Origin of the sequence: Fontibacter flavus (assembly GCF_042432905.1) — a bacterium.
Lineage (GTDB): Bacteria > Bacteroidota > Bacteroidia > Cytophagales > Cyclobacteriaceae > Fontibacter > Fontibacter flavus.
This window is the reverse complement of the sequence record NZ_JBHLWI010000009.1, coordinates 37,141-56,189: the sequence shown is the minus strand read 5'-3', so window position 1 is coordinate 56,189 and position 19,049 is coordinate 37,141. Positions and strand designations below refer to the sequence as shown.

Annotated in this window: 15 protein-coding genes; 12 read left to right on the top strand and 3 right to left on the bottom strand. The window is 40.3% G+C overall.

The features are described 5' to 3' along the window. Positions 1-5: 5 nt before the first annotated feature. The 11 genes from nosZ to ACFFIP_RS04770 all read left to right on the top strand — a co-directional run bounded on the left by nosZ (position 6) and on the right by ACFFIP_RS04770 (position 10,813). Complete coding sequence (nosZ, locus tag ACFFIP_RS04820) at positions 6-1,964, top strand: Sec-dependent nitrous-oxide reductase (protein WP_382386439.1); 1,959 nt, start codon at positions 6-8, stop codon at positions 1,962-1,964. A gap of 53 nt (positions 1,965-2,017) precedes the next feature. Then, on the top strand, positions 2,018-2,587 hold the full coding sequence (locus tag ACFFIP_RS04815; protein WP_382386438.1) for a hypothetical protein: 570 nt from the start codon (positions 2,018-2,020) through the stop codon (positions 2,585-2,587). 49 nt (positions 2,588-2,636) lie between these two features. Beyond that, complete coding sequence (locus tag ACFFIP_RS04810; protein ID WP_382386437.1) at positions 2,637-3,071, top strand: nitrous oxide reductase accessory protein NosL; 435 nt, start codon at positions 2,637-2,639, stop codon at positions 3,069-3,071. A gap of 79 nt (positions 3,072-3,150) precedes the next feature. Next, complete coding sequence (locus tag ACFFIP_RS04805) at positions 3,151-4,398, top strand: nitrous oxide reductase family maturation protein NosD (protein ID WP_382386436.1); 1,248 nt, start codon at positions 3,151-3,153, stop codon at positions 4,396-4,398. After that, entirely contained in the window at positions 4,373-5,119 is a 747-nt protein-coding gene (locus ACFFIP_RS04800; protein ID WP_382386435.1) for an ABC transporter ATP-binding protein, read from the top strand. Before ACFFIP_RS04805 ends, ACFFIP_RS04800 begins: the two co-directional genes overlap by 26 nt. Continuing rightward, positions 5,112-5,879 carry an ABC transporter permease subunit gene (locus tag ACFFIP_RS04795; RefSeq protein WP_382386434.1) on the top strand — a complete coding sequence of 256 codons (768 nt, stop codon included), beginning with the start codon at positions 5,112-5,114 and terminating at the stop codon, positions 5,877-5,879. Before ACFFIP_RS04800 ends, ACFFIP_RS04795 begins: the two co-directional genes overlap by 8 nt. A 168-nt stretch (positions 5,880-6,047) precedes the next feature. Continuing rightward, entirely contained in the window at positions 6,048-6,659 is a 612-nt protein-coding gene (locus ACFFIP_RS04790; protein WP_382386433.1) for a fumarylacetoacetate hydrolase family protein, read from the top strand. Then, positions 6,646-8,505, top strand: coding sequence for a M23 family metallopeptidase (locus tag ACFFIP_RS04785; protein WP_382386432.1), 1,860 nt, complete (start codon positions 6,646-6,648; stop codon positions 8,503-8,505). The genes ACFFIP_RS04790 and ACFFIP_RS04785 overlap by 14 nt, the downstream gene beginning before the upstream one ends. Positions 8,506-8,531: 26 nt before the next feature. Continuing rightward, positions 8,532-8,981, top strand: coding sequence for a thioredoxin-dependent thiol peroxidase (gene bcp / locus ACFFIP_RS04780; protein ID WP_382386431.1), 450 nt, complete (start codon positions 8,532-8,534; stop codon positions 8,979-8,981). A 10-nt stretch (positions 8,982-8,991) separates the two neighbouring features. Then, a complete protein-coding gene (locus tag ACFFIP_RS04775; protein ID WP_382386430.1) occupies positions 8,992-9,843 on the top strand; it encodes a transketolase in 852 nt (283 codons plus the stop codon). Between the two features lies 1 nt (position 9,844). Next, positions 9,845-10,813: a transketolase family protein gene (locus ACFFIP_RS04770; protein WP_382386429.1), complete on the top strand. Its 969-nt coding sequence runs from the start codon at positions 9,845-9,847 to the stop codon at positions 10,811-10,813. Positions 10,814-10,952: 139 nt separating this feature from the next. Here ACFFIP_RS04770 and galE read toward each other — a convergent pair whose 3' ends face one another. The 3 genes from galE to ACFFIP_RS04755 form a co-directional block, all read right to left on the bottom strand. After that, the gene (gene galE / locus ACFFIP_RS04765) at positions 10,953-11,972 is read right to left on the bottom strand and encodes a UDP-glucose 4-epimerase GalE (RefSeq protein WP_382386428.1); all 1,020 of its coding nucleotides are present in this window, start codon (positions 11,970-11,972) and stop codon (positions 10,953-10,955) included. Between the two features lie 131 nt (positions 11,973-12,103). Next, positions 12,104-15,250, bottom strand: a complete 3,147-nt coding sequence (locus ACFFIP_RS04760; protein ID WP_382386427.1) for a PKD domain-containing protein — start codon at positions 15,248-15,250, stop codon at positions 12,104-12,106. Between the two features lie 121 nt (positions 15,251-15,371). Beyond that, a complete protein-coding gene (locus tag ACFFIP_RS04755) occupies positions 15,372-18,488 on the bottom strand; it encodes a PKD domain-containing protein (RefSeq protein ID WP_382386426.1) in 3,117 nt (1,038 codons plus the stop codon). A 114-nt stretch (positions 18,489-18,602) separates the two neighbouring features. Here ACFFIP_RS04755 and ACFFIP_RS04750 point away from each other — a divergent pair, with 114 nt between their 5' ends. After that, complete coding sequence (locus ACFFIP_RS04750) at positions 18,603-18,947, top strand: L-rhamnose mutarotase (RefSeq protein ID WP_382386425.1); 345 nt, start codon at positions 18,603-18,605, stop codon at positions 18,945-18,947. Positions 18,948-19,049 lie beyond the last annotated feature (102 nt).

The following is a 19,049-nucleotide window of genomic DNA, read 5'->3' as shown; positions in this document are numbered from 1 at the left end:
TTAAAATGAAAACAAAATTTTGGTTATTGGCAGGAGCTGCGATAGCAATCGCTTTTGCCCCTGGCTGTAAGCCGAAAGGTGCACAATCTGCACTTTCGGGAGATGCCGCCAGTAAAGTATATGTGGCCCCAGGCCAACACGATGAATTCTACAACATAGTATCCGGTGGTTTCAACGGACAGATGTCTGTAGTTGGTCTTCCTTCAGGAAGGGTATTTAAAATTCTTCCGGTTTTCTCAGTTCACCCTGAAAACGGTTGGGGATTTTCCGAAGAATCAAAGCCAATGTTGAACACAGCTCATGGTTTCGTACCATGGGATGATTTGCACCACATCGCCATTTCCACCACAAATGCAGAACATGATGCCAGATGGGCATTTGGCAATGCTAACAATACTCCAAGGATTGCAAGAGTTGACCTGACTTCATTCAAAACAGTAGAAATACTGGAAATCCCAAATTCTGCGGGCAACCATTCCTCTCCCTTCATTACTGAAAACACGGAGTATGTGGTAGCAGGCACCAGATTCTCTGTTCCAACAGGTGACAACAGGGATGTTCCTATTGATACTTATAAAGAAAATTTCAGGGGCACTATTTCTTTTATCTCTGTAGACAAAGATCATGGTGACATGGATATTGCTTTCCAATTGGAAGCACCTCCATTTAACTTTGACTTGGCAAGGGCAGGTAAGAAAAAATCCCATGGATGGTTCTTCTTCTCAACCTACAACACTGAAATGGCCCACACCTTATTGGAAGTAAATGCTTCCCAAAAGGACAAGGACTTTATCATGGCTGTAAACTGGAAAAAAGCCGAAGAGTATATCAAAGCAGGAAAAGGTAAAAAGGTAAAAGCCAAGTATGCCCATAACAAGTGGAATGAAGATACCCATATGGCCACTTCTGTCATCAAAGAAGAAGTGCTTTCACTGGATCCTAGAGAGTTGAAAGACATCATCTATTTCATTCCATGTCCAAAATCTCCACATGGTACTGATACTGACCCAAGCGGTGAATACATTATCGGTAGTGGTAAATTGGCCGCCATCATCCCTGTATTCTCTTTCACAAAAATGCTTGCGGCAATTGAAAATGAAGATTTTGAAGGGTCAGTCGATGGAATGCCTGTTTTAAGATATGAATCTGTATTACACGGTGAAGTTGAAAAACCTGGTTTGGGACCATTGCACACTGAATTCGATGGAAAAGGAAATGCTTATACCTCGATGTTCGTATCTTCTGAAGTGGTAAAATGGAATATCGAAACACTGCAAGTATTGGACAGAGTTCCTACTTACTATTCTGTAGGTCACTTGATGATTCCTGGCGGACCTACCGGTAAGCCTCATGGAAAGTACATGGTTGCCTACAACAAAATTACCAAAGACAGATATCTTCCAACAGGACCAGAATTGGCTCACTCAGCACAGCTATATGATATTTCTGGAGATAAGATGCAACTTTTGCTTGACTTTCCCACTATAGGTGAACCACACTATGCTGAAGCCTTCCCAGCTTCATTGATCAAAGACAAGCAAGTGAAATTCTATCCTTTGGAAAATAACAACCACCCAAGGGCACTTAAAGGAATCAATGATGCCAGAGTGGAAAGAGATGGCAACAAGGTCCATATTTACATGACCACTATACGTTCCAACTTCCGACCTGATAATATTGAAGGTATCAGAGTTGGAGATGAAGTGTACTTCCACGTGACTAACCTTGAACAGGACTGGGATGTACCGCACGGATTTGCCATCAAAGGTGCCAATACTGCCGAACTTCTTGTAATGCCAGGTGAAACCGCTACATTAAAATGGGTTCCAGATAGAGTTGGTGTTTTCCCATTCTATTGTACAGACTTCTGTTCTGCATTGCACCAAGAAATGCAAGGTTATCTCAGGGTATCTCCTGCAGGCAGTAGCACTGCAATTAAATACTCCACCGGAGAAGCTGAATAATGACAAAATTTTTCCCGCCAACCAATGGTTGGCGGGAATTAACAAACAAAAACATGAAAAATATAAGCCCATTAAATCGCATATTGGTTTTTATAGCCGCTGCTCTGATGATTTCGGCCTATTTCACCCCTCTTTGGCAAATCAGCCTTTGGGCACCACAGTATCCTGAAGGGTTGAACATGAAAATTTGGATTGACAGACTAAGTGGTGATGTAGAAATTATCAATGGTGTCAATCACTATATCGGTATGAAACATATAGGCGTGGAGATGTTCCCTGAATTCACCTATCTGATTTATGTTTTCGGCGTCATCATTGCCTTCGGTTTTCTGGCCGTTTTATTGGCAAAAAGATGGGCAGCTTATTCTTTCTTCGCAATGATTGCTATTCTAGGTGTAGGGGTTTTGGTAGATATGTACCTTTGGGGATACGACTACGGACATAACCTCGACCCTACTGCAGCTATAAAAGTACCAGGAATGGCATACCAGCCACCGCTTTTGGGTTATAAAGAATTACTGAACTTCCTGGCTTATTCAGGACCAGACACTGGGGGTTGGATACTTGGTGTGTCCGGTCTCTTGATGGCCATTGTCGTATTGACTGAGTTTCGTAAAAAATAAACATGAAACTCCCATAAAACCTCAACAATCTACATTAACCAACAATTCCATGAAATCATTTCCAATTTATATTGCTGTTTTGGCTCTTTTATTTTCTTGCAGTGCAGATCCCAGACCGATCAGTTATGGAGAAGATGTCTGTCATCATTGCAAAATGAAATTAATGGACCCTCACTATGGGGCCGAAATCGTCACCCAAAAAGGAAAAATATTCATTTTTGATGATGTCAACTGCCTAATGTCATTTATTGAATCCGATGAAGTAAATGATGTGGATTTGAAACATATTCTGATCACAGATTATGATCAACCCGAAACTTTATATGATGCGACCATTGCTTTCTATCTGAAATCTGATCAATTCAAAACCCCAATGGCAAGCAATATAGTTGCCTTTTCAGACTATGAAACCCTTAAAAAATATAAGGCAGAGCATGGGGGTGTTTATATGGCATGGGGTGAGTTGGTGACACAATTTAAATAGCTGGATTATCCCGAAAAGGGAAAATCACGTTGAATCTCCCTTTTTAAATTATGCCGTACCGGTTTCAAATCCAATAACCATGAAAACTATACACATCATCATATTGACTTTAGGGTTGCTGATGGCATTCCCTGCCCAGGCTAGTACGATAAAGGTAAAATCCGGAGAATCCATCAAAGAAGCCATTGAAACAGCTTCATCCGGTGACACACTTTTATTGGAAAGCGGATTGTATCAAGAACATGAAATCATCATCCGTAAACCATTGACAATCATTGGCGAAAACCACCCTATCATAGATGGTCAGGACCAGGGAAATATCATTCTGGTAGCTGCAGAGAATGTCCATATTCGCGGATTAAAACTCATCAATACCGGCAAATCCAATATGGACGATTCTGCTGGCATCAAATTCTTTGATTCTAAATATTGCAGTGTTGAAGATATGGTTTTAGAAAACACTTTCTTTGGGCTCCATTTTTCAAATTCCTCCAATTTAACGATCAGGAACAACTCTCTGATTTCAGAAGCCGAGAGAGAATATCAAACCGGTAACGGCATTCATCTTTGGAAATGCAAGGATTCAATGATCGAAAACAATTATGTCAAAGGTCACCGTGATGGCATTTACCTGGAATTTGTGACCAATACCGTAAGTCAAAGCAATACCATTGAAGGAAATAAACGATATGGGCTGCATTTTATGTTTTCTCATGACAACTCTTATATCCAAAACACCTTTAGGCACAATGGTGCTGGCGTAGCGGTCATGTACACACGGAATGTGCTCATGAAAGAAAATATTTTCGAAGAAAACTGGGGAGCAAGCTCCTATGGCATCCTGCTCAAAGACATTACTGATAGTGAAGTAACCGGAAATATTTTCCGAAAAAACACCATTGGAATCTATATGGAAGGAAGCAGTAGAACCCTTTTCAAAGGCAATTCCTTCAATCAAAATGGTTGGGCACTTAAACTCATGGCTAGCTGTGACCAAAATACTTTTGAGGAAAACAATTTCTTCGCCAACACCTTTGATATCAGCACCAATGGCAGTGTGGTACTCAACACCCTTCGACATAATTATTGGGACAAATATGAAGGCTATGACTTGGATAAAGATAAGGTTGGCGATGTTCCTTACAGACCAATTAACCTATTCAGCGTTATCGTTGAAAAAATTCCCGCCGCAGTAATCCTATGGAGGAGTTTTTTGGTAACCTTACTTGACCGAATGGAAAAGGTCATCCCTTCCATTACACCTGAAAATATGATTGACAACTCTCCTAAAATGAATCCTTATGATATCCGTACAGCACATTCATAAAAAATTTGGCAAACTGGAAGTCCTGAAGGATTTCAACTTAGAGTTTGAATCCGGCAATAGTTATGCTTTAATGGGACCAAATGGTTCCGGAAAAACCACTTTGATTAAAATCATTTTGGGAATGGTCATACCCAATTCGGGTGAAATAATGGTTCAGGGCAAATCCATAAAGGGAAGTTATGCTTATCGCTCCAACATCGGATACATGCCCCAAATTGGCCGTTATCCTGACAATATCAAAATCGGTCAGCTGTTTGCCATGATGCAGGATATGAGACCTGAAATCAAGGAATATGACATGGAATTGGTAGAAGCTTTTGGATTAAACGAGATGATGGATAAGCCCATGCATACCTTAAGTGGAGGTACAAGGCAAAAAGTAAGTGCAGCTTTGGCTTTCATGTTCAGAGCGGATATCCTGATTTTGGACGAACCGACTGCTGGATTAGACCCAATAGCAGTAGAGGTCCTCAAAAACAAAATCAAAAAGGAAAGAGATTCCGGCAAACTGATCTTGATCACTTCACACATACTGAGCGAACTCGAGGAACTGACCAATCATGCCATTTATATTTTTGAAGGAGATGTCTTCTTCAATGACTCTGTCAATAGTCTCAAGGAAATAACAGGTGAAGACAGGTTCTCTACCGCAATTGCCAGACTGATGGAATGGAGTTTAAAAAAAAACAGTCCAAAGAAAACTGAATTGAAAAATGCTTAAGCTATTAAAATATTCGCTATACGATATAGTAAAGTCACGATTTGCTTTGCTGTATACCCTATTTATGATTCTGGTAGCGATCTCCATCTATCAGGTGTCAGAGGACATGAGTAAGGTTTCTCTTAGTCTGCTCAATATCATGTTGATGATAGTACCTTTGATCTCAGCAATATTTGCCACAACTCACTTCTTCAACAATCTTGAATTTACAGAACTGATGTTGGCTCAGCCGGTAAAGAGAAGGGATGTCTTCCTAAGCCAAATATTGGCAGTCATCTTGGTGCTGAGTATGGCCATCATCCTTGGTTTTGGACTTCCTATGATTATTTGGGGGGCAGATATGACAGTCTTGACCTTGCTGGGCATAGGAATTGGACTGAGCATCATCTTCGCAGGCCTTGCCTTCTTGGCTTCTGTTCTGACAAGGGACAAAGCCAAGGCAATCGGCATCAGTCTTTCCTTTTGGATTTACTTCTCATTGGTCTATGATGGACTAGTCCTTTACCTGATCTACAGTTTTGCCGATTATCCTTTAGAAAAGACCACTTTAGGATTGATTTTCTTCAATCCGGTTGATCTTGGAAGAATCATCATGTTGATGCAGTTGGATATTTCTGCCCTGATGGGCTATACGGGTGCTTTTTTCCAGCAGTTTTTCGGCTCAACCAAAGGAATTTTACTTTCATCCATGATGATGTTTGTTTGGATGATCTGGCCGGTAACCATTGCTATGCGCGTATTCAAAAAGAAAGATTTTTGAATCTTTCCATTACACTTTGACAAAGTTGCTTGTCCCCTTAACCCTATTTTTTAAGGCAATGATCAGGAACTCTATCCTGATCATTGTTATTTACCTTGGGTGGACTTTTTCTTATGCCTTTCAGCAAAAATTCACTTTCTTTGTCAACAGAGAAATACCCCAATAGATATGAAGATCATTGCCATAGGAAGAAATTATGCAGAGCATATTGAAGAGCTTCAAAACGAGCGTCCTTCCGCTCCTGTTGTCTTTTTAAAGCCGGATACAGCTGTTATCAAAAACGGTGCTCCTTTCTACCATCCGGATTTCTCAGAAAACATCCATCATGAAGTCGAATTGGTTCTCAAAGTATCCAAAGAAGGAAAGTATATCCAAAAGAAGTTTGCAGACAGGTATTTTGATGAAATAGGCTTGGGCATAGATTTCACAGCGAGAGACCTGCAGGACAAATGTAAGGCCAAAGGTCTTCCCTGGGAAATTGCCAAAGCATTCAACGGATCTGCACCTGTAGGGGGATTTTTGCCAGTCAGCGAATTTAAAAACCTATCTGACATCAATTTTCATTTGAATATCAACGGTGAGCTGAAGCAAAAAGGCAACACCTCCATGATGCTTTTTGACTTTGGAACCATTGTAGAATACATCTCCCAGTTTTTCACCTTGAAAAAAGGAGATCTCATCTTCACCGGAACTCCTGCTGGAGTTGGGAAAGTGCAGATTGGCGACCATTTGGAGGGCTTTATTGAGGATAAAAAATTGCTTGATTTTGAAGTTAAATAGTTATCTCCTTCTTCTTCTTTTCATTTTTTCATTTGACCTGTCTGCTCAAGAGTATCTTTTTCCAGTAAAACCAGGACAAAGGAACTTGCTTGCGGGTAATTTTTCGGAAATACGTCCGAATCATTTCCACTCTGGAATTGATGTAAAGATAGGTGGAGTTGACGGAGAACCCATCAGGTCTATAGATGATGGCTATGTCTACCGCATCAAAGTATCCACTTTTGGATATGGAAATGTGATTTACCTGAAACACCCCAATGGTCAGTCTTCTGTATATGCTCATTTACGCAACTTTTCTACCAGCATAGCGGAATACATACGCCAAAAGATGTACGAGGCGCAGGAAAATGAATTGGAGTTATTTTTAGATGAAAAGACCTTGCCGGTCAAACGTGGCGACATCATTGGAAATGGTGGCAATACAGGTAGTTCGGGAGGTCCCCATTTACATTTTGAAATACGGGACAGTTTGGACAGGGCCATTGACCCCTTTAATTTTGGCTTTGATGAAGTGGTGGACAGGACAGCCCCTGTACTTTACAGGATGGCCATCAAACCTTTGGATCTTGAGTCAAGAGTCAATGGTAGATTCGAACGGCAGGAATTCACGCCTGTACTAGTAGGCAATCGATATGTTTTGAAAGAACCTGTTAAAATCACCGGACAAGTTGGTCTTGAAGTGTATGCTGTAGACAGAATGGATGATGTGCATAATGTTTTTGGGGTTCCAGTTTATGAATTGCTGGAAAGCAATAAGCTTCTATTCGGAATCAATGTAGATCATGTTGATTTCAATACAGGGAGGTTTTTATTGACACATACACATCACAACAGATTTATCCGCTTATATGCCTATCCCAATAATCCACTACAGATTTACCGTCAGGATTCGCTTTCAGCTGGAACAATCACCGCCCGTCCAGGTGAACAAAAATCTTTACGTGTAAGGATGCAGGACTTTTTTGGAAATGCCCGTGAGTTATCATTTCATGTAGAAGGAGAAGAAGCCCCTTTTCAAATTACAAGCAAAAAAATCAATGCAAATAGTGCAACCCAGATTTCCTATGACAGAAATGTGATGGTGATTCAAACAGGGAAATCTGAAATAGGTGAATTGGCAAAAGTCAAGGTGAATGGATTTGAAATGGAAATAGAACCTGCCTATATCCAAAACGGTCAAAGAACCTATCTTTGGGATTTGAATTATGGTATTCCTGAAGTTATTGATCTGTGCACAGACATTGTTTATCCGGATGTCATCGCAAAAATTCCTTTTGGCAAGGAAATCAGTTTTTCAAATCAGGTTGTAGAAGTTAATTACTTAGAAAATACCCTTTTGGATGATCTTTTTCTAAGAATTGAGAAAAAAATCCAAGGAGCCTATAGATTTCTGAAAATCAACAGTCCTTTTGATTATTTGCAGGGAAATGTGGAAATTCTTTGGAAAAACATCGGATTCACAGGAGATAAAAACTACACTCATGTCTATTTACAGGCAGTTAATGGACGGAAAACTTTTATTGGTGGTGAATGGGAATCAGATCATATCCGTTTCAAAACCAGAAATTTTGGTACTTTTGTGCTCGAAGAGGACAAGATCTCTCCAACAATCAATCCTATCCGTGTGAATGCTTCAGAATTGCGATTTATCATCAAAGACGATAAATCCGGAATCAAAGATTTTGAGGCATTTGTGGATGGAAAATGGGTACTGATGAGATATGAACATAAACAAAATGTCATCTGGTCAGAAAAATTGGATAAACAACCTTTCAAGGGAGAGGTTTTATTGAAGGTAAGGGACATGGCTGGGAATGAATCCCAGTATGTGACCACCATTAAATAAATAATCAACCTAAAAAAAACAACATTATGTCATTAGAAGTAGGTAAACCCGCCCCAAATTTTGAAGCAAAAGACCAAAATGGAAATTTGGTAAAGCTTTCTGACTACAAAGGAAAAAAAGTTGTCCTTTATTTTTATCCAAAAGACAATACCCCTGGCTGTACTGCTCAGGCCTGTAACCTCAGAGACAATTACGAATCACTTCAAAAAGCTGGTTATGTCATCTTGGGAATCAGTTCAGACCCTGTAAAATCACATCAGAAATTTATAGAAAAACAAAACCTTCCATTTGACCTGATCGCAGATGATGACCTGAAAGTTCACGAAGCGTATGGTACCTGGGTAGAAAAGTCAATGTACGGCAGAAAATACATGGGTACGGCCCGTACGACATTTATCATAGATGAGGAAGGAAACTTGGAAGAAATTATCGAAAAGGTAAATACAAAAGATCATACCAATCAAATTCTCAAATAATTCCAAACCAATGGAAAAGCAATCTATCGATCAACTCAAGCAAATCTGTTCTCAAGTAAGAAGGGATTGTCTGCGTATGGTTCATGCGGTACAATCAGGCCATCCCGGAGCGGCATTAGGCCTCACTGAATATTTTGTCGGTCTTTATTTCAACGAAATGAAGCATGACAATAAATTCAATATGGATGGAAAAGGTGAAGACCTATTTTTCCTTTCCAATGGACACGTATCAGCCCTTTGGTACAGTGTATTGGCAAGATGTGGCTACTTCAATACAGAAGAGCTGGGTACTTTCAGAAAACTTAACAGCCGTCTTCAAGGGCATCCTGCGACCCACGAAGGCCTTCCTGGGATAAGAATAGCCTCTGGATCTTTGGGTCAGGGCCTGTCAGTTGCCATAGGAGCAGCCCAAACCAAAAAACTCAACAATGATGATAAGCTTGTTTATGTCATGATGGGTGATGGTGAGCAGCAAGAAGGTCAAGTATGGGAAGCTGCCATGTATGCATCACACCACAAAGTTGATAACCTGATCGCTGCCATTGATTATAATGGCCAGCAGATTGATGGTCCGACTAGTAAAGTAATGGACTTGCTAAACCTTCGCTCCAAATATGAAGCATTTGGCTGGGAAGTGATCGATATCAAAGAAGGAAATGACATGGCTTCCGTCGTGGAAGGCATGGCAAAAGCCAAAAGTCTGACCGGAAAAGGTAAACCGGTAATGATTCTACTATATACTGAAATGGGATATGGCGTTGACTTTATGGTCGGCACCCACAAATGGCATGGCGTTGCTCCAAACGATGAACAACTTGCAAATGCACTGGGACAATTAGAAGAAACACTTGGAGACTATTAAGATGGAAAAGACTTTGGACTTAAAATATACATTTACAGAAAAAAAAGATACCCGTTCCGGTTTCGGTGACGGTTTGTTGGAAGCTGGCCGCAGAAACCCTAATGTAGTAGGGCTTTGTGCTGACTTGACCGGTTCCCTAAAAATGAATGCCTTTGAAAAGGAATTCCCGGAAAGATTCTTCCAGGTAGGAATTGCTGAAGCCAACATGATCGGCTTGGCAGCTGGGATGACCATTGGAGGAAAAATTCCTTTCACAGGTACCTTTGCCAATTTCTCTACAGGGCGTGTGTATGATCAGATTCGTCAATCTGTGGCATATTCTGAAAAGAACGTAAAAATCTGTGCTTCACACGCAGGCCTTACCTTGGGTGAAGATGGGGCTACTCATCAGATTCTTGAAGATGTAGGAATGATGAAAATGCTTCCCAACATGACTGTAATCGTGCCATGCGATTATAACCAGACCAAAGCAGCAACATTAGCACTTGTGAACCATGTTGGACCCGCATACTTGAGGTTTGGCAGACCTAGCTGGCCGATTTTCACTCCAGCTGACCAAAAATTTGAGATTGGCAAGGCTATCAAAATGATCGAAGGTACAGATGTCACCATCTTTGCGACTGGCCATTTGGTATGGGAAGCAATTGTAGCGGAAGCCATGTTACGTGAAGAAGGAATTTCAGCTGAAGTGATCAATATCCATACGATTAAGCCATTGGATGAAGAAGCGATCTTGACTTCTATCTCCAAAACAGGATGTGCTGTTTCTGCAGAGGAACATCAGATCAACGGTGGATTGGGTGACAGCATTGCTCAGGTATTGGCTAGAAAACAACCATCTCCTTTGGAACTTATTGGGGTGAATGACTCATTTGGTGAGTCCGGTACGCCTACCCAATTATTGGAAAAATATGGCCTGAATGCTGAAAACATCGTAAAAGCAGCAAAAAGGGCTATTGCCAGAAAATAAAATACATTATCATAAAAAAAGCGTGGTGGATCTTTCCATCACGCTTTTTTATTTCGGTCTAGTCATGTTTAAATTGGATATTTACTCCAACTCATAACTGAGTCTAAAAGAAAAACTAGAAATGAAAGGAGAAATTGGGTTAGCTCTTCTCCACCAACTTCTGCTGCCAGTGCCAGGAATCTCTAAGGGAATCTTCCAGACTATATTTAGCCTTCCATCCAAGTACTGAATTTATCTTATCTGTATTGGCCCAGACCTTCTCTATGTCGCCCGAACGTCTTGGACCTATTTGATAGTTCAATGGCTTCTGACTTACTTTTTCAAAGGTTTTGATGACCTCCAAAACAGTATTGCCATTTCCTGTACCCACATTGAACAGGTCATAAAAGTTATCCTGCTGCTGAAACAGGTATTTCAAGGCCTTCACGTGGGCATCTGCCAAATCCATCACATGAATATAATCACGCACACAGCTACCATCAGGGGTATTATAATCATCTCCAAAGACTGTAAGTTTTTCCCGTAATCCTGCCCCGGTTTGGGTGATAAAAGGAACAAGGTTATTAGGGATTCCCAAAGGCAACTCCCCTATCTCTCCGCTTGGATGTGCCCCTACCGGATTGAAATAACGCAATGATATAATTCTGGAATTTACACCGCTTTTGATGTAATCCTTCAGAATATCTTCGCAAATCTTCTTGGTGTTACCATAAGGACTTTCTGCTTCCTTTCTTGGTGTGGACTCTGAAACAGGCAGTTCATCAGGCTGTCCATAAACAGTACAGGAAGATGAAAAAACCAAATCTTTAACCTTGAATTTCTCCATGGTTTCCAACAAAACCAATAGGGAATTAATGTTGTTGGAGTAATAATTCAAAGGCAGCTTTGTGCTTTCACCTACAGCTTTAAAAGCCGCAAAGTGGATGACACCTTTAATTTCATTTTCGGAAAAAATTTTCTCCATCAAAGCCCTATCATTACAATCTCCCTCGTAATAGGTCAATTCTCGACCTAATATATTTTTTAGGCCTTTTAAAACTGAAACATCAGAATTGGAGAAATTATCTATGATAATGGGTTCAAATCCAGCTTCAACAAGTGCTACAGCTGTGTGGGAACCAATGTAACCTGCTCCCCCAGTAATCAAAATATTATTCATTTGGACAAAAGTTTGTAACAATAATAAGTGTTTCTATCCTTTTACACAATTCTTCCAAAGTATATAAAAACCTGATTGTTTCCTGAATATTGATTTCCAAAATATCAAACATTTATCGACTATTAGGCAGGCTAACGGATCAAAGCAAAAAATCCGGTTTGTTGTTTATTCACCACAGTTTCCTCCAGTATGTAAGAATATTCTACCATATAGGTGTATGAACCTAAGGGAGCATCTTTTCCTTCAATTTTTCCATCCCATCCTTGGGTTCCTGCATAAATCAATTGTCCCCATTTATTGTAGATGAATAGCCTAAAACTTACCGGACAATTACTGACGCCTTGGTAAATGCCTTCATCAGGTCTAAAACCAGTTGGCATTCTTAATTGGGGTATCCCTTCTTCCATTTTTCCTGTGAAAGTCTTGGAACAATTATTGGCATCAGTAACCGAAACTGTATAATCTCCAGCTCCAATATTACTTAATTGATTGGACGTGTTCCCATCAATTTCCCATCTATAGATGTATGGGCCCAAGCCCCCTGAAGGAACAACCAAAAGATTACCTGTATCTTGTCCGGGACAGGCTATACTTTCACTAAAAAATTCCACCGTCAATTCCTCAGGCTCCCCTACAGTAAATTCAACTGTAAACACACAATTTACTGCATCCACAATACTTAAAGTATATTCTCCTTTTTTTAATCCAAATAACTGAATTTGAGAATCTAATATAACTGCATCTTGCCAATTGATTCCATATGGCGCTACTCCTCCTGCAACTGTAAAGATTGCCTGTCCATCTGCGGCACCAAAACAAAATGCATCTTTTACCTCCACCTCACCTGATAGGATCATGGGACTGGCTTCCCGAATCTCCAACTCATCCAAATAAATTTCACAACCACCAGAATCTAGTACCCTTACATGATATTTTCCAGCGGATAGATCTGTAGCCCTATTGCTATTGAGCGTTTCATCGTGGGACCATTGATAAATATACACCCCGCTTCCTCCACTTACTGATAACTCAATTTGTCCATCCTGACTTCCTGCACAAATAAATTCTGACAGTGATGTAACGGTTAAAGCCAAGGGAGGATTAATTTCGATTTTCAGGCGCTTGGATGGGCCTCCACAGGATGAATTGATCAAACTATATTCTTCATACCAAATTTCACCTGCGGTACCTATGCCTCCCCATTGTACTTCTACCTGATCGGCATACTTATCTGTCAAAATGGTCCCTCCTTCGACAAACCATTCATATGCCCTATTGGGAATCATATCTCCGACCTGATAGGAATAGGTAGTCCCTTCCTCAAAGCAAATCTTACTTTGTCCCATCGGCTCCTTAGGCTCTATGGCCTCATTTATCAGTACTTTCAATTCAAGTGTATCACCTAAACAGCCATTCTCAGTAACAGGTATGGCCAAAATTTTTGCCTCAGGATTGAAATTACCCCATTTTACTTTCACCGAATAGTCATCTGAACTAAGTATCTCTCCTCCAATAATATCCCAAAGTACCTTGTCTGTATGCTGCACATTTTCATAAAAATAGGTGGCTTCATCAATATCCGGACAAACATTTACAGGGCCATTTAGAATGCCCTTACTTTCGACCACTACAACTTCAAAATAGGATTCTTCAATTTCATCACAGGCCCTGTCTCCTGTCAAGGCCACTATCTTGACCTGATAGGTCCCGGGCTTTTCAAATAAATGCTCTACAGTTTTTCCTTCTTTCATTTCGGAGCCATCCCCAAATGTCCATTCAAAATTCACAAATTTGGGATTTCTAGGTAGCACTGTCCAAGCACCGGTCTCTGCCAGACAGGCCACTTTATCTCCAGTCACCTCAAAATCGTATTTTACCTCCGTTTCAAAATTCAGGTTGTTCAAGCTGGCACCAGCTGAGTACCCATAAGATTCAATAAACCCAGAACCATACGCATAACCAATTATACCATCCGGATTGCTCAAGGTATGACTTCCTTCACTCACTTTTACACGGGCATAGGAAAATTCAGGATTACCCGGAACAGGTATAAATTGATTCCCTACAGAAATACCATCTAGCAGAGTCTGCTCTGCTGAAGCAGTCTTTGCAATGATATTGACAAAGTGTTCCACAATCCCAACTACCTTCACAGAGGAGAAAACCGTTTTTTTGATCAATTGTGGGGTTGGGCTTAAGGTAATCATTGTTGGATCTCCATAAATCGCATCTAGATCCATTTGATCATTGCATTTATAGCTTTTCGCAAAAACTGTCACCGCAATGGGTTTGTCAGATGTAATATTGGCCAACTCATCTTTATCAAATAAAAGCGTCGTAAATTTCCCAGCATTCAACACCGCTCTCTGCTGACCATTCACAAATACTCTTGTATTATTCTCAGATGCCAGTACTTTAACCATTTCACCTGAAGTCCTGCCGGCTAATGGCACATGTATATATTCCTTACCCCAGGAAAAAGTAGGGTAAATCTGTTGAAACAAATGGTCTCCAGTGGAAGCATCTTCACATCCCTGGCCGATTGAGGTCATCTTATTACCACCAAAAACAGCCACATTTTTACAATCCCCTTCCTCAGACCCAATGACCCGCACACGGGTACCGGTTAGGTCACCAACCGCCTTGACCTGATAGCTCTCACCTTTTTTCAAAGTAATTGTTAATATAGCTCCAGGTGGCACTGGAATAGGCTCAACACTTTGGGCAGATAGTGTAATCTCAATACTTGTATCGTCTTCAACAGCCACAATCAAAAGCGTACTTTCAAAATTCATATTTGAACCTGAGTTGACTCCTGGCGCAAAATTCTCATGATGGGCCGTGACCCAGTAATCCTTACCCAAAGAAGATAAGGGCAGAACTACAGTCCCATCAGCACTCCGCTCCCTAAAATTGAAAGCATGTACGGAAATGTTTCCATTGGAAATAATGTACACTCCTTTATTTTCAACTTGCCTAGAGGTTCTATGAATAATATCTAAGCCATCTTTTGGGAATTCGTAGACATATTGCTCGCCTGCTCGGATAGAAAAACTAATGGTATTGTTGACATACTGAATAACCCCAGAGGCGTCTTCCTCAGCTGAAATAATGATGGTAGCCTGATCAATTCTGTTTGGAATGATGCGGTAGTTTTCCATAAAACCCACATAAAACTCTCTTCCTATGGTAGTCAACTGGGCCTGTGCATTTTGGGAAATCATTAGACCCAAAAGCAACAGATTTATAAAAACAAGTTTGACTCCCCAAGAATGCATGACTTTACGCTATCCAACAAAGTGAATTTATCAAATATTTATGAACTATTTCCAAATAGATTCCCATTACTTCATAAGGTATTACAACAATAAGCATATTTTCATACAGAAGGTTTGCTTCTTATCTTACCAATGTAAATACTCCTCTCCTCTCTTCTGATGTCATGACACCATTTAGACTATAGTGATATTGAATCAAATAAGAATAAGTGCCCATGGGTGCTTCTTTACCGCTTACCATTCCATCCCAACCTTCTGTTCCCGAATAAACCAATTCACCCCATCTATTGAAAACCGAAAGTGTGAATTCAAAATCACAATTTGAAACCCCTCTATATAACCCTTCCTGATTCCTAAATCCTGTGGGCATTCTTACTTTCGGTGCCTCTTCGACCATCTGACCTGTACCTATAGATACACATCCTCTACTATCAGTCACATTTACTTGATAACTACCCCTTGGCACTTCAGTAAGGAGGGGCTCATTTGAGCTGTTATAATCCCATTGATAAAAATACGGAGCATATGTGCCGTCCATGACTGCGATTAACTCACCATTATCCTTACCTGGACAGCTTGGCTTATTAATCCTGACCTCCACATCTAAGGGTGCTGGAGAATCAATAGTGAATGTTACAGGAACCGCACATTCATTGGCATCTTTTATTTCAAGATTATAGATTTGACCAAAAAGTCCAAATAGCGAGATCTGATCTCCAATAATCATTGCATTCGGATAATCAATGGAATAAGGCCCAACTCCTCCTTTTAACTGAATCAATACCTCACCATCATCCTTGCCGAAACAACTTGTAGCGCCGGTCTCGACCTGAAGTACTTCCAAGAGTTCGGGTTGTTTCACTTCCAAACCTTCAAGCTTGATTTTACAGCCAAAGCTATCTTTTACTTCAACAGCATATATTTCTGCAGGTAAATTCATGGCAGAAGCTTCATTCAAGTTAGGATTATGTTCCCAAAGAAATGTATAAGGAGCTACTCCACCTGTAACGTTTAAAATGATGTTGCCTGATTGATCTCCAAAACAACCCACATCATTGATCGTGAAGTCACTGATTTCAAATAAGTTGTTGATGGTAATAGCGAGTTTGGGTGATTCTCCCTCACAAAGTTCATCCAAGACACTGAATTCTCTGAACCAGATACTACCTGTTGAACCAGGATTCGGCCAGATCACGAGAACTTTTCCGGATCCGTCATCTTCTGTAATCTCTCCCCCTTCTATGAACCATTCATAAAACCTCCCATTGACACGATTAGGTACCGAATATTCAAATACTTCCAAGGGGTCAAAACAAACATTCTGAATACCAATGGGTATTTCTGATTCAATCACTTCATTTATCCGAACATTAAGCCTGATTTCCTCTAATGGGCAACCTTCTGCTGTATAGGGGACCGCAGCTACAAAGGCATCTGGATTACTTTCTCCCCATTTTACCACTACCCAAGATTCCTCATCATTGGACTCTATGATTTCACCACCTGAAACAGTCCATTCTACCTTTGAAAAATCTCCAGAACTTCTAAAACCATAGGTTATTTCTTCAATGTCAGGACATACGGATACAACACCTTTAATCTCTCCTTCCACATCTTTCACCTCAACCTTAAAAGTTACTTCCTCTTGTTGGTCACAACTGTTCTGACTGATGGAGGCGATTACTTTTACTTCAAACTCTCCTTTTTCTTTATAGGTATGATTGACTGCCTTTCCTTCTTGGATTTCTGAACCATCCCCAAAATCCCATAAAAAATAGGTAAATGCTTCATTTTCGGGAAAAATCTCCCAGAGCCCATCATAATTAAGACAAGCAACTTTTTCTCCTACTACCTCAAAAGAATACTCAGGTTCTACTTCAAAATTCAAGTTCAAAAGACTCGCCCCAACAGCATATCCATAAGACTCTACAAAACCGAAACCATAAACATAAGCAATAAAACCCTCGGGGTTTTGAAGGCGATGGACTCCTTGACTGATAGGGATCCTTGCGTATGAAAATTCAGAATTCTGGGGAAATGGAGTAAACTGGCCACCTATATTCTGACCATCCAATCTAGTTTGGCCAACAAATGCTGTTTTGGCGATAATATTGACATAATGGTTAGTCACTACAGGCAACTGAAGGGCATTGAAAGTGACTGATTTCAATAATTGCTGATTCGGACTATAGCTCAGCATAAAAGGGTCGCCAATCCCATAAAATGGTGCATTGGGATCATTACATTCCTGGCTCTTGGCCAAGGCTGTCACCAATGATGGCTTATCTGTTTGAATACTGGCTACTTGATCCGCCTTTAAGTCCAGGGTGAGAAATTGACCGGAATTTAGCTCCCCAACGGTTGCACCATCTAGGGTCACTTTGGTATTATCTGATGCGGCCAGTACTTTGACCAATTCACCAGATGATCTTCCTAAAAATGAGATATGCAGGTAATCAGTCCCCCAAGTTGAAACGGGATACATCTGCTGAAACAAATGGTCATTGGCTCCCCCGCAATTTCCAACACTGGTCCACTTATTCCCTCCAAAAACGGCAATGTTTTTACAATCTTCGACATTATCACCGATTACCCGTACCTGACTTCCTGTCAGATCAGCTTTTGCTTTTACCTGATATGACTCCCCTGCATTGAGGTTAATCACAAAAGGTGTATTGGCCGCATTCCCACTTAAAGTAAATACCGCCGGTGTAACCTGAATCCTGGTATTGTCCTCCACTGCTACTATCAAAAACAAACTCTCATCATTGATATTGGGGTTGTAATCAAGACCAGTATTGGCTGTCATCGTTTCAAAGTGAGATACGACATAATATTCCTTTCCCAATGAGGAAATGGGAAGTACTACAGTACCATCAGCTGATCTTGACCTTTCATTGAACGCATATACAGAAACATTCCCTGTTGTAAGTATATAGACCCCCTTTCTTTCCACTGTACCAGTGGTCCGATGTAGGATATCAAAATCCTCAAATTTGTATAAAAACTGTTCTCCTTCTGCTAAAAAAAATTCAATTGATTTACCGTTGTATTCCAAGACTCCTGAAGTAGCCTCAGCAGCGGTAATCAACACAATACCGACATCCAATGCTGAATTCAAGGGATTATTGGTCTGCACCCGGTTATTCTCCATAAACCCAAACCAAAATTCTTTTCCCACAGTGGATAATTGCCCATAGCTTTGTGCCATGGGCAAACTCCAAAGTAAGATGATCATGATACAAAGCCGATATTTAAATCGCCACATAGAATTTTGAAAAGAATTTATCCTTCAATATAAAAAGCTATTTTGAAAAATGTTTTCCAATTTTACTTAAAAGAATACCCGACTATGCAAATTAGAAGATTCTGTCTGACTCTAGATCTTAAAAATGACCCGGATTTGATTTTGGCTTATGAAAAACATCACCAACAGGTTTGGCCTGAGGTCCTTCAAAGTATCCAGGATTCCGGAATAGTGAATATGGAAATATACCGATGGGAGAACCGCTTATTTATGATGATGGAAGTGAATGAAGCGTTTTCTTTCGAAAGAAAGAGGGAAATGGATGAAAGCAATTCCAAGGTGCAGGAATGGGAGATCTTGATGTGGAAATACCAACAAGCCTTACCTGGCTGTAAGCCTGATGAAAAATGGAAGATTATGGATAAGATTTTTGAAACTAAACAAGAGTAGAAAAGCCTAAGTATTCAATGTTGGTAGCGATATTATTTTAACGTCTTAGAAAAAAGTGAAGAAAGTCCTCCAAGTAGGTTTGATCAAACATATTTAAATCAT